The organism is Rahnella victoriana (assembly GCF_021276285.1).
Taxonomy (GTDB): domain Bacteria; phylum Pseudomonadota; class Gammaproteobacteria; order Enterobacterales; family Enterobacteriaceae; genus Rahnella; species Rahnella victoriana.
In genome coordinates this window covers 2,794,448-2,807,169 of sequence record NZ_CP089919.1, presented here as the reverse complement: position 1 = coordinate 2,807,169, position 12,722 = coordinate 2,794,448, and the positions used below count along the sequence as shown (strand labels likewise).

The following is a 12,722-nucleotide window of genomic DNA, read 5'->3' as shown; positions in this document are numbered from 1 at the left end:
CCTTCTCCTTAACCCAACATCGAAGCCAGACGCGCGGCGATTTCGCTCTGCGCCAGCGTTTCTTGCGTTCCACTCTGCAGATCTTTAACAACGATCTGCTGGTTAGCGACTTCAGTTTCGCCTAATACCAGGGCAACACGCGCACCCCATTTATCAGCACGGGCGAATTGTTTCTTGAAGTTACCGCCACCGTAGTTAGTCATCACTTTCAGCTCAGGCAATGCATCACGCAGTGTTTCAGCCAGTTGCATGGCCGCGCTTTGCGTACCGGCACCGGAAGAAATCACGTAGGCATCGACGGTTGCCGGTGCTTTGAAGTCCGGGTTTACGGCCTGAACCAGTAATACCAGACGCTCCAGCCCCATGGCGAAACCGACTGCCGGTGTGGCACGACCGCCCAGTTGTTCGACCAGACCGTCGTAACGGCCACCGGCACACACGGTACCTTGTGAACCTAAACTGCGGGTTACCCATTCGAACACGGTGCGGTTGTAATAATCCAGACCGCGCACAAGTCGCTGATTAACCGTATATGGGATACCAGACTGCTCTAAAAGTTCACACAGACCTGCAAAGTGTTCTCTTGATTCATCATCAAGGTAATCACCGAGTTCCGGTGCATCATTTAATAACGCCTGAATATCGGGATTTTTAGAGTCCAGAACGCGCAGCGGATTGCTGTACATGCGACGCTTGCAGTCTTCATCCAGTTTGTCTTTGTGCTGCTCGAGGAAAGCCACCAGCGCATCACGGTAGTTGGCGCGGGCTTCCAGTGAACCGATAGAGTTCAGCTCAAGCGCAACATGTTCTGAAATACCCAGCGCACGCCACCAGCGGGCGGTCAGCAGGATCAATTCGGCATCAACGTCCGGGCCTTGCAGGCCAAAGACTTCCACACCCAGCTGATTAAACTGACGATAGCGGCCTTTCTGCGGGCGCTCGTAGCGGAACATCGGACCGATGTACCACAGACGCTGTTCCTGATTGTACAGCAGACCATGTTCAATACCGGCGCGCACGCAGCCCGCCGTACCTTCCGGACGCAGCGTCAGGCTTTCGCCGTTGCGGTCGTCAAAGGTATACATTTCTTTTTCCACGACGTCGGTCACTTCACCGATAGCGCGTTTAAACAATGGGGTCTGCTCTACAATCGGCATACGGATTTCACTGTAGCCGTAGCTGCCGAGCACATGTTTCAACGATCCTTCGATGCGTTGCCACAGTGCGGTATCTTCAGGCAGGTAGTCGTTCATGCCGCGAATGGCCTGGATATTCTTTGCCACGTCAGTTCTCTATCGTTTTATAAAAAATGAACCCGATTATAGGGGCTTTGTGGGCTGTGGTTCAACGCACAGTCTCAATCACCCCAACGGGTTCACTATAATAATGCAGGTCTATACCCGTCATTCTTCGGGTCGCAGATGCGTTGGCTGTCCTCACTCCCCCGAATCACTTACCTGAGTAAGCTCCCGGGATTCGCTCGATTGCCGCCTTTGTGCAACACGAATTATTTGGGTATAAGTATTATGACCCGCACCCGATGTTACTTTTCAAGATGATTGATAACGATACGTTTACTCTCATCCATCAGCGCTGCTTTGGCGCGAATTTTTGCTTCTAACTGGTCGATCATATCGTTGTTATCAAAACGCTCTCTCTGACGGACGCCGTCTTCATAGAAACCGCTTTTATTATGACCGCCGGTCACACCCAGGGTGGAAACCAGTGCTTCGCCCGGACCGTTTACCACACACCCGATGATCGAGACATCCATTGGCGTAATGATATCTTCCAGACGTTGTTCCAGGGCATTCACGGTGCCGATGACATCAAACTCCTGACGCGAACAGGTCGGGCAGGCAATAAAGTTGATACCACGGGAGCGGATGCGCAGGGATTTTAGGATATCGAAACCAACTTTGACTTCTTCAACCGGATCGGCTGCCAGCGAAATACGCAGCGTGTCACCGATACCTTCAGAAAGCAGCAGGCCTAAACCGATCGCCGATTTAACGGAACCAGCACGCAAGCCCCCGGCTTCGGTAATCCCGAGGTGCAGCGGCTGAACAATCTGTTTGGCCAGCAGGCGGTAGGACTCAACGGCCAGGAAAACGTCAGAAGCTTTTACGCTGACTTTAAACTGGTCAAAGTTGAGACGGTCGAGAATATCGACGTGACGCATAGCGGATTCCAGCAGTGCTTCCGGCGTAGGTTCACCGTACTTTTCCTGGATGTCTTTTTCCAGAGAGCCACCGTTCACACCGATACGGATAGGAATATTTTTGTCGCGCGCGCAATCCACCACGGAGCGGATGCGGGATTCGTTACCGATGTTGCCCGGATTAATACGCAGGCAATCCACGCCGTATTCTGCAACCTGCAGGGCGATGCGGTAATCGAAATGAATATCTGCAACCAGCGGGACATTCACCTGCTGCTTGATCAGTTTGAAGGCTTCAGCCGCATCCATGGTAGGCACAGAAACTCGAACAATATCAACACCGACGCGCTCCAGTGATTTGATCTGTGCGACGGTTGCCGCCACATCTGTGGTGCGGGTGTTGGTCATCGATTGTACAGCAATCGGTGCTCCGTCACCGACAGGCACCTTGCCGACATAAATCCGGGTTGATTTGCGACGGGTAATGGGTGACTGGTTATGCATTACTTCTCTCTCCATCGTTGCAACCGTCTGAAAAACTGCCGATTACTCGGCAGCTAAGGTCAGGCGCGCAACACGGCTTGATTTTACAAAACGACTTAAATCCACCGGTTTGCCCTGGAACTGGATATCCACTGCACCCGGCGCACCGATTTTCAGTTTATATGGCGCAGTCCCCTTCACGCTGAAGGTTTCACCGCCTTTTTTCATGCCGCTGAACAGGGTTTTCCCTGACGCGTCATCAATCTGGAACCAGCAATCTGCTTTAAAGGTAAATGTGACCGCTTCTGGATCCACACCCGCTGCCGCAGCAGTTTGTGCATCACCGGTTGGCAGGCCATTTTCCGCAGTGGCAGGAGGCTGGCTGGTCGACACCGCTGCAGGTGCCTGATCCGCTGGTGTCCCCGAGGCTGCAGGCGCGTTGCTTGCGGCTGCACCCGGCGTGGTGTTCAGCGGAATACTGTTTTGTTGCTCTGGCGCGGTGGATGCTGCATCCGGTGCCGGAGCAGAGGTGTCATCGGTAGTTGGCGCTGAATTCGCGTTATCGCCCAGAGGAATAGTTTGCCCCTGGCCGTTATCCTGATTCAGCTGTGCCGATGACTGGTCGGCCATGGTTGCGATTTCCTGCTGCTGCGCCTGATGATTTTGCCACCACCACGCACCCGTCAGGCCAATCACCACAAACACCACCAGCCAGGTAAAGCCCATCAGCCAGCCATCGCGTTTTTTGCGAGACTTACCGAGCGAGAATCCCTGCATGGAAGCCACTTTTGGCACTTTAATCGGCGCTTGTTTACCGATCAGACCTAATAATTCTTCTTCAGGTACATGAACCAGTTTGGCGTAAGAACGGAGATAACCACGCAGGAAAGTCGGCGCAAGATCGGCCGGCGTCGTTTCTTCTTCGATTTGGCGAATAGTTGAGACTTTCAGACACAGGCGTTCTGCAACGGCCTGATGACTGAGACCTAACTGTTCACGAGCCTGACGCAGACGTTCGCCTGTCGTCAGTTTTGCATTATTTTCTTGAGGGGCTTCAGTATTCATTGGCTAAGAACTGCTGGTACTGTTTAGATTGTGGATAACTACGCGCAAGTTGCTTACCGTAGCGTTGAACGCTATCCGGGTTGCCCGCTAACGCAGCGAATCGAATTTGCAACATAAGGCTGTCAGCTGTGGCTGGCAGAACATGTTGATATACATCCAGTAATAGTTTCGCCTGAGCGCGGTTCCCTTCCCCAAATTCTTTGGTTGCCTCAGTCAGCAAGGGTGCGCCTTTATCGGGATCAACTTTCAATGCCCGGCTTAGTAACACTCGCGCTTCCTCATTCTGATTGGCCTTCAGAAAACAGTAGCCTGCATTTTCCAGACTGTCAGCAACCTGACCGTAATCAGGCGCGTTAGCTGCGGCGCTAAACTGCTGTTGTGCCGGTACATACTGCCCTAAACTACACAAAAACGCACCGTAATTATTTAAGACCGTCCCATTTTGCGGTGCCAGCTGCAACGCTTGCTGGTAGCGGCTTTCCGCTGCTTTCTGATTGCCGTTTTTTTGCTCGTAAAGCGCCATACCCAGCTGTGTACGATAATCCTGTGGCGCGCTGTCAGCGGCACTTTGCAGATTCTGCTTTGCCGCGTCCATGTTCCCCTGATTCAGATAAGCCATGCCAAGTTCGAGGCGCGTTTGTGCCGCCCCACTGGCCTGTTGCGTTTTTTTCGGGGAACCGGCGCATCCTGCCAGTAAAGCCACCGTCATGCCGGTGACGATCAACATTTTCACACTGCCCTTCATTGTCATGCTTAATTCCCTTTACCCTGCCAGCGACAATAAAACAGCGGGCTTCACCGCAACGGCATGGTAAAGCCCCGCACACAACGTCAGGATCAGACAGCTTTTACGGAAATCTGCTGCTCGCCTGCCATTTTTTTCTTCAACGTACGTTTGGTACGGTCGATCACATCACCGGCCAGCTGACCACACGCGGCATCGATATCGTCGCCACGGGTTTTACGCACGATAACCGTAAAGCCATAATCCATCAGCACTTTTGAGAAGCGGTCGATACGGCTGTTCGAGCTGCGGCCATACGGCGCGCCCGGGAACGGGTTCCATGGGATCAGGTTGATCTTGCACGGCGTATTTTTCAGACGCTCCGCCAGTTCGTGCGCATGCTCGGTACCATCATTGATGTGATCCAGCATAACGTACTCAATGGTGACGCGGCCCTGATTGGCGTTGGATTTGCCAATATAACGCTCAACGGCAGCCAGGAAGGTGTCGATATTGTACTTGCGGTTGATCGGCACGATTTCGTCACGAATGGTGTCGTTTGGCGCATGCAGCGAAATCGCCAGTGCGACGTCAATCATGTCGCCCAGTTTGTCCAGTGCAGGGACTACGCCTGATGTGGACAGCGTCACGCGACGTTTTGACAGACCAAAACCGAAATCGTCGAGCATGATTTCCATCGCCGGCACCACGTTATTGAGGTTCAGCAACGGCTCGCCCATGCCCATCATCACCACGTTGGTGATCGGACGTGTGCCCGCGACTTTCGCGGCACCGATAATTTTTGCCGCGCGCCACACCTGACCGATAATTTCGGACACGCGCAGGTTACGGTTAAAGCCCTGCTGCGCCGTGGAACAGAACGTACATTCCAGCGCACAGCCGACCTGAGAGGAAACGCAAAGCGTTGCGCGGTCGCCGTCCGGGATATACACGGTTTCGACCAGTTGTCCGCCCACCTGAATCGCCCATTTAATGGTGCCATCGGTTGAACGTTGTTCAGAAGCGACTTCCGGCGCACGGATTTCGGCAACGCGGGCCAGCTTTTCACGCAGCGCTTTATTGATATCGGTCATTTGCTCGAAATCATCGCTGCAGTAGTGATACATCCACTTCATGACCTGATCAGCACGGAACGGTTTTTCGCCCATGTTGATAAAGAACTCGCGCATCTGTTTGCGGTTAAGGTCAAGAAGGTTAATTTTGGCGGCAGCAGGCACGACAGTGTTCACGGCTTCTGCGGAAACAGCGTTATTTTCAGACAAGATTGGCTCGGACGTGTTGGATTCTAACATGATGAAAAATGGCCTCGTTGTTACACGTTATGGCGTATTGGAAGTGCAGAGCCTGACCTGACAGAAAACGGCTGGCCTGCAAATAAAAGTGCGCCCCGAAGAGGCTGGCTCATTCGGGGCGCAACATTGTACAAATTTTAGGGCACAGTTGCCATGTTTGGAAAGTGGCTGTTACAAAATTCTTGCGAATTTGCGGCACATCTTCCAGCAACGGTGACTCAAAAATCTTAACGCGGGCAGATTTCGCTTTCGGTGAAGAAGTAAGCGATTTCGCGTTGTGCAGATTCTACCGCGTCAGAACCGTGAACCGCGTTAGCGGTGAAGCTGTCAGCGAAGTCTGCACGCAGGGTACCGGCCAGTGCGTTGTCCGGGTTAGTCGCGCCCATGATGTCACGGTTACGCTGAACGGCGTTTTCGCCTTCCAGAACCTGAACCATGATTGGGCCAGAGGTCATGAACTCAACCAGACCGTCGAAGAAAGGACGACCTTTGTGTTCTGCGTAGAAACCTTCAGCTTGTTCTTTAGTCAGTTTCAGCATTTTAGACGCGATGATGGTGAAACCCGCGCGCTCGAAACGTGCGTAGATAGCGCCGATGTCGTTGTTCGCTACGGAGTTTGGCTTGATGATGGAGAAAGTGCGTTCGATAGTCATGAAAAAACCTCTGTCTGACTTTTATAGGTAGGGCCGGTTAATTTAATGTTATACCTGCCGTAAAATGGCGGTGATTATAGGGAGCGAAGTTACGATTGCCTACCCGAATCACAACATTTAATTAAAAAAATGCGTGATTGATTCACTAATGAACCTAAACCGCCCATTCCCCTTAAACAAAGCAGGGGCAAAATGGCGTTTCCCCTGTGGTTTCGTGATCTTTTAAGCCTGACCGGAGGAAGGAATAATGTTGCGCAGCCAGCTTCCCCACTTACGCTGATAGAACGGCTGGGTGTGGCTGATCAGATAATGGCTGATGCCGCGCTCTTTTTCGGAAACGATACAGAAATCCACCGGACGGTCGTCGGGAGAGGTTTCACTCGCCACATTTCCCGCCTCGCGGATCAGCGCGTCAATTTCCTGCTCATCGCCGTCGGCTTCCACACCAATCAGCAGGTTCGGCTGGTCATCCACCGCTTTGTCATGGATCAGCGCCATAAAGGCGCGGCGCACCGGTTTTTTCTGCGTAAACAGTGTGGTAAGCGCGTCGATCATCGCAGAAGGGTATTCTTCCGGCTGGCCGATCAGCAACTGGCTTTCTTTATCCAGCACCAGTTCCGACGGCGCATTCAGCCCGCCATTACTCAGCAGCAGCGTGACTTCGCTCGGGTAAAATTCCTTTCCGTACTCTGATTTCGGGTTCAGGAACAGTTCTTCACCCTGTGTCATTTCAAACAATACGCGGGCGGGCAGCGCGACAAACGCCTGCTCATCCGGGCTTTCGCCTGCACTGGCTTTTTCCAGCACCTCCACTGAGGAAAAGAAAGGAATAATTGAGCTGCCGTCCTGTTTTTCCCAGTGCAAAATATTCAGTTCACTGCCTGCGGTGATCGCCACACTGCCCTGCTTTTCAGCGTCATCCTGCCCTGCATCACCCAGCACAAAGACGGTGGATTCCAGCAACGTTTGATAAAACGCCGGACGCCAGGCAGGCGCGGTGACAGACAGGCGGAGCAGACGCTCCAGCTCGTTTTCACCGTCGGTCGCCGCCGCGCCAGCAGGAAGATGATCGTGTGGGACACTCATGTTTCTTGACTCCGGTAATGGTATAAAACGGGGCGCTGTTAAGCGCCCCGTTGTGCTTCATGCAAATGTTTTACGGCTTATTTTGCTTTGGCTAATAACAGATTAGCCACGGTACGTACGCCTAAACCGGTTGCACCGGCAGACCACTGATCCGCCGCGCTTTTACGGTAAGTCGCAGAACAGTCAATGTGCAGCCAGCCTTTCTTATATTCCGTCACGAAATGCGACAGGAACGCTGCCGCCGTGCTCGCACCCGCAGTATGCGCAGGACCGGCAATGTTATTCAGCTCGGCAAAGTTAGACGGTAAATGTGAACGGTGGAACTCTTCCAGCGGCAGACGCCAGAACGGTTCGTGTTCGGCTTTCGCGCTTTCCAGCAGCTCGCCCGCCAGTGCATCGTCAAAGCTGAACAGGGCGTGATAATCGTTACCCAGTGCAGTTTTCGCCGCGCCGGTCAGCGTTGCCGCATCAATGATCAGTTCAGGGTTTTGCGCAGACGCGTCGATCAGGCCATCGGCCAGCACCAGACGGCCTTCGGCGTCGGTGTTCATCACTTCAACGGTTTTGCCGTTGCGGTAGCGGATAATATCGCCCAGTTTCAGCGCGTTGCCGCTGACCATGTTGTCCGCGCAGCACAGGTACAGTTTCACGCGTTTGTTCAGGCCGTTAGCCGCCGCCAGCGCCAGTGCGCCGGTCAGGGTGGCCGCGCCGCCCATATCCGCTTTCATGGAATCCATGGAAGCACTCGGTTTCAGGCTGTAGCCGCCGGTATCAAAGGTGATCCCTTTGCCGACCAGACAGGCGTAAACCGGTGCTTCAGCGTCACCGCTCGGGTTGTAATCGAGCGCCAGGAATACCGGCGGACGGTCAGAACCACGGCCGACAGTGTGAATGCCCATGTAGCTTTGCTGACGCAGATCGTCGCCTTTAGTGATGCGGTAGCTGACTTTTTCGTTGCCAAATTCACACATCAGATCAACCGCGCGGGTCGCCAGCTGTTCAGGCGACAAATCTTCCGCCGGGGTGTTAATAGTGTTACGCACCCAGTCGATGATTTTCAGGCGTTGTTTCAGCGTGTTCGCGTCATCTTCAGACAGTTCAGCCCATTCAACATGGCGTGCGCCTTTCGGGCCTCGGAAGCCCTGCCAGAATGCCCAGCTGTTTTCGAGATCCCAGCCTTCACCGGCCAGCTTCACGTTTTTAACACCCTGACCGTCGATACGACGCGCAGCACGGGCAATGACCGTCAGCACATCGCCGCCATTCAAATGAATGGTCATACCGGCAGAATCGGTGCTCAGCGTGGCTTTTTCGCCCCAGCGCGCATCGGCAGGCTGAGAGGAAAGGAATACGGACATTGCTTCATTGGTGGTGACTTCGGAACTCATAACTGCACTCCTGATGTTTTTTATCTTCAATGAATATTCATTTTTTCAATGACAGGCAAATCACCCTTTTATCGGGCGGCACTTCATTTCGTATAGACAGGGGGCAACTCACGCAGGCGGCGGACAGATTTCACCACCAGCGCAATCGCATAATCAATTTCTTCTTCTGTCGTCCAGCGTCCGAGAGAGAAACGCAGGGAACTGTGCGCCAGTTCTTCGCTTAATCCCAACGCACGGAGAACGTAAGAAGGTTCAAGGCTGGCCGACGTACACGCCGACCCTGATGACACCGCCAGATCTTTCAGTGCCATGATCAGGGATTCCCCTTCAACACCGGCAAAACTGACGTTGAGAATATTTGGCGCGGCATGTTTTGGTGCGCCGTTGAGAAACACCTGATCGAGTTGCTGAATGCCTTTCCATAAACGATCGCGCAGTTCGGTCAGTCGCGCGACTTCAGCGGTCATTTCCTCTTTGGCGATGCGATACGCCTCGCCCATTCCGACGATCTGGTGCACCGGCAAGGTACCGGAACGCATGCCGCGTTCATGGCCACCGCCGTGGATCTGCGCGTCAATCCGCACTTTCGGTTTACGGCTCACGTACAGCGCCCCGATCCCTTTCGGGCCGTAGATTTTGTGCGCGGAAAATGACATCAGATCAACCGGCAGTTCGCTCAGGTCAATGGCGATTTTCCCCACACTTTGCGTGGCATCGACATGGAAAAGAATGCCACGACTGCGGCACAGTTCGCCGATAGTCGCAATATCCTGCACCACACCGATTTCATTATTCACCTGCATGATGGACACCAGAAGGGTATCCGGACGCAGCGCCGCTTCAATCGCCGCCGGAGGAATATAACCGTCAGGCTGCGGAGCCAGATACGTCACCTCGAAGCCTTCCGCTTCCAGCTGCGCACAGGTGTCCAACACCGCTTTGTGTTCCGTCTGGCTGGTAATAATGTGATTACCTTTCGCGCGATGCGCATGGGCTGCGCCTTTAATCGCCAGATTGTCCGATTCCGTCGCGCCCGACGTGAAGACGATTTCGCGCGGATCGGCATTGATCAGCTCAGCAATCTGGTTACGCGCCACATCCACTGCTTCTTCAGCCTGCCAGCCGAAACGGTGCGAACGGGAAGCCGGATTACCGAAAGTACCGTCCAGTGTTAAACACTGCATCATTTTCTGTGCAACACGCGGATCAACCGGCGTGGTGGCAGAGTAATCGAGATAAATAGGTAATTTCATGGCGGGTAAGCTCCGGACTGCGCGTTCGGCGTCGAACGATAGAATTAAAAACGACATCCAGTTTAAAACGGGTTCACAGATTCTTAAAAGGGAAATGACACTTTGCTGGCACTAATCGGTAAGAATTGACGTCATAAAAGCAAAAGCCCGCGGAAATCTGCATTTCCGCGGGCTTTTTAAATCAGTTATCAATGCTGACTAAGCAATTACGCTCGTAAGTTCACATTAATCGTTTCGATTTGTCGGCCATTAGCAGGCTGACGACGGATTTCACCGTTCTGACGGTCGGCCACTTCCAGGATTTCCTGGTTGTTGACCAGCTCTGCCAGCGTGATGTTGTTCAGGAAGCCGCTGATGCGCTCGCTCAGATCACGCCATAAGGTGTGAGTCAGGCAGCGTTCGCCATTCTGGCAGCCTTCTTTACCCTGACAACGGGTAGCATCGACAGATTCGTCAACGGCAGTAATCACTGCGCCAACGGCGATATCGCCGGAATCTTTACCTAACAGATAACCACCGCCCGGACCACGAACACTGGCAACCAGACCATTTTTGCGTAAGCGCGAGAAAAGCTGCTCCAGGTAAGAAAGGGAAATACCCTGACGCTCAGAAATGTCAGCCAGTGGTACTGGTCCTTCCTGTGAATGCAGTGCAACGTCGAGCATAGCGGTCACGGCATAACGGCCTTTGGATGTCAGTCTCATAGCATGGTTACCTGTTTAAAATGACTTAAAAATTCAATAGTACGGAACATGCAAACGAGTCTGCCATTCCCGAGTAAAACAGTCAACTATTTAACCTACTGTTTTACTCAAGTATTACAAACCCGGCCATTACGCACTAATTTTGTCATTCACGAACAACGCATAACCTTTTGATTAAAAAACTGAATACTGTTTTTATAATCAAATCCCTTTGCTTATTCTTTGTTGCTATTTGTCTTTTCAATCGACGTCAGGATACCGCGCAGGATGTTTAATTCCTGAGATTCAGGTCGCGCACGGGTAAACAGACGGCGTAATTTGCTCATCACCTGCCCCGGATGTGCCTGACGAATAAAGCCGGTTTCCAGCAAGGTTTTTTCCAGATGCTGATAGAAACGTTCGAGATCGTCGACCAGCGGATACGGCGTTTCTTCGTATTCGATTTGCGGTTTTTCCGCTTCCAGCAACGCCAGATGCGCAACGCGCACTTCATAGGCAATAATCTGCACGGCCATCGCCAGATTCAGCGAGCTGTATTCAGGGTTCGCCGGAATACACACGTGGTAGTTACATTTTTGCAGTTCTTCGTTAGTCAGCCCGACGCGTTCGCGACCAAACACCAGCGCAACCGGCGCGGTTTGTGCCGCTTTCGCACTGTGCTCACCACATTCACGCGGTTCAAGCATCGGCCACGGCAGTGTGCGGGAACGCGCGCTGGTGCCGATCACCAGGCTGCAACCGGCCAGCGCTTCATCAAGCGTATCCACAATGGTCGCGTTACCGATGACATCACTGGCACCGGCAGATAACGAGATAGCCTGAGAGTCAGGTTTTACCAGCGGATTCACCAGATAAAGACTTGATAAACCCATGGTTTTCATGGCACGGGCGGTAGAGCCCATATTGCCAGTGTGAGACGTTTCTACTAATACAATGCGGATATTGGGCAGCATAGGAACTCTTAGCCAGACGGAAAATCACAACAGCCTAACACAACGGTAGTTAATTTTCAGAACCCCTGCTATACTGCGCGCCGTTTCCCGTATTCCCGTTCTTTAACATCCTAGTTGGAAGATATCCATGCATCCGATGCTCACCATCGCCGTGCGCGCTGCGCGCAAGGCCGGTAACCTGATTGCCAAACATTACGAAACGCCAGACTCTGTAGAATCTACACAAAAAGGTACCAACGATTTTGTTACCAACGTAGACCGCGATGCAGAACACATGATTATCGATGTCATTCGCAAATCCTATCCAAAACACACCATCATCAGTGAAGAGTGTGGCGAACTGGAAGGCGAAGACAAAGACGTACAATGGATTATCGACCCGCTGGATGGCACCACCAACTTCGTTAAACGCTTCCCACACTTCGCTGTTTCTATCGCCGTGCGCATCAAAGGCCGCACTGAAGTCGCGGTAGTTTACGACCCAATGCGTAACGAACTGTTCACCGCAACCCGTGGTCAGGGCGCACAGCTGAACGGTTATCGTCTGCGCGGTACTAACGCGAAAGATCTCGACGGCACCATTCTGGCGACCGGCTTCCCGTTCAAAGCAAAACAACACGCGACCAGCTACATGAATGTGGTTGGCAAACTGTTCACCGAATGTGCAGATTTCCGTCGCACCGGTTCTGCTGCGCTGGATCTGGCTTACGTGGCGGCTGGCCGCGTTGACGGTTTCTTCGAAATCGCCCTCAAGCCTTGGGATTTCGCCGGTGGCGAACTGCTGGTTCGTGAATCAGGCGGCGTTGTGACTGACTTCGTTGGCGGCCATAACCACTTCTCGTCTGGCAACATCGTTGCAGGCAACCCACGCGTCGTTAAAGGTATTCTGATGACCATGCGTGATGAACTGAGCGAAGCGCTGAAGCGTTAATTTCGCCG

Annotated in this window: 12 protein-coding genes; 1 reads left to right on the top strand and 11 read right to left on the bottom strand. The window is 52.9% G+C overall.

Annotated elements, in window-relative coordinates:
* Window positions 1–8 precede the first annotated feature (8 nt).
* From hisS to trmJ, 11 genes are all read right to left on the bottom strand, one after another.
* On the bottom strand, window positions 9–1,283 hold the full coding sequence (hisS, locus tag J9880_RS13050) for a histidine--tRNA ligase (RefSeq protein WP_095923030.1): 1,275 nt from the start codon (window positions 1,281–1,283) through the stop codon (window positions 9–11).
* 260 nt (window positions 1,284–1,543) lie between these two features.
* Window positions 1,544–2,665: a flavodoxin-dependent (E)-4-hydroxy-3-methylbut-2-enyl-diphosphate synthase gene (ispG, locus tag J9880_RS13045; RefSeq protein WP_095923031.1), complete on the bottom strand. Its 1,122-nt coding sequence runs from the start codon at window positions 2,663–2,665 to the stop codon at window positions 1,544–1,546.
* Between the two features lie 42 nt (window positions 2,666–2,707).
* Complete coding sequence (rodZ, locus tag J9880_RS13040; RefSeq protein ID WP_095923032.1) at window positions 2,708–3,709, bottom strand: cytoskeleton protein RodZ; 1,002 nt, start codon at window positions 3,707–3,709, stop codon at window positions 2,708–2,710.
* Window positions 3,699–4,436 carry a type IV pilus biogenesis/stability protein PilW gene (pilW, locus tag J9880_RS13035; protein ID WP_195817544.1) on the bottom strand — a complete coding sequence of 246 codons (738 nt, stop codon included), beginning with the start codon at window positions 4,434–4,436 and terminating at the stop codon, window positions 3,699–3,701. The genes rodZ and pilW overlap by 11 nt, the downstream gene beginning before the upstream one ends.
* A gap of 110 nt (window positions 4,437–4,546) precedes the next feature.
* Entirely contained in the window at window positions 4,547–5,746 is a 1,200-nt protein-coding gene (locus J9880_RS13030; protein ID WP_095923034.1) for a bifunctional tRNA (adenosine(37)-C2)-methyltransferase TrmG/ribosomal RNA large subunit methyltransferase RlmN, read from the bottom strand.
* A gap of 227 nt (window positions 5,747–5,973) precedes the next feature.
* Window positions 5,974–6,399: a nucleoside-diphosphate kinase gene (ndk, locus tag J9880_RS13025; RefSeq protein ID WP_013574367.1), complete on the bottom strand. Its 426-nt coding sequence runs from the start codon at window positions 6,397–6,399 to the stop codon at window positions 5,974–5,976.
* 222 nt (window positions 6,400–6,621) lie between these two features.
* On the bottom strand, window positions 6,622–7,485 hold the full coding sequence (sseB, locus tag J9880_RS13020) for an enhanced serine sensitivity protein SseB (protein WP_095923035.1): 864 nt from the start codon (window positions 7,483–7,485) through the stop codon (window positions 6,622–6,624).
* 77 nt (window positions 7,486–7,562) lie between these two features.
* Window positions 7,563–8,873, bottom strand: coding sequence for an aminopeptidase PepB (gene pepB / locus J9880_RS13015; RefSeq protein WP_162928550.1), 1,311 nt, complete (start codon window positions 8,871–8,873; stop codon window positions 7,563–7,565).
* 83 nt (window positions 8,874–8,956) lie between these two features.
* Window positions 8,957–10,126, bottom strand: coding sequence for an IscS subfamily cysteine desulfurase (locus tag J9880_RS13010; protein WP_133822844.1), 1,170 nt, complete (start codon window positions 10,124–10,126; stop codon window positions 8,957–8,959).
* 206 nt (window positions 10,127–10,332) lie between these two features.
* Window positions 10,333–10,830 carry a Fe-S cluster assembly transcriptional regulator IscR gene (gene iscR, locus J9880_RS13005; RefSeq protein ID WP_095923037.1) on the bottom strand — a complete coding sequence of 166 codons (498 nt, stop codon included), beginning with the start codon at window positions 10,828–10,830 and terminating at the stop codon, window positions 10,333–10,335.
* A gap of 215 nt (window positions 10,831–11,045) precedes the next feature.
* Complete coding sequence (gene trmJ / locus J9880_RS13000; RefSeq protein ID WP_113875974.1) at window positions 11,046–11,783, bottom strand: tRNA (cytosine(32)/uridine(32)-2'-O)-methyltransferase TrmJ; 738 nt, start codon at window positions 11,781–11,783, stop codon at window positions 11,046–11,048.
* A gap of 127 nt (window positions 11,784–11,910) precedes the next feature.
* Between trmJ and suhB the strand changes: the two genes are divergently transcribed.
* Window positions 11,911–12,714, top strand: a complete 804-nt coding sequence (gene suhB / locus J9880_RS12995; protein WP_112288934.1) for an inositol-1-monophosphatase — start codon at window positions 11,911–11,913, stop codon at window positions 12,712–12,714.
* The last annotated feature ends 8 nt before the right edge of the window (window positions 12,715–12,722 follow it).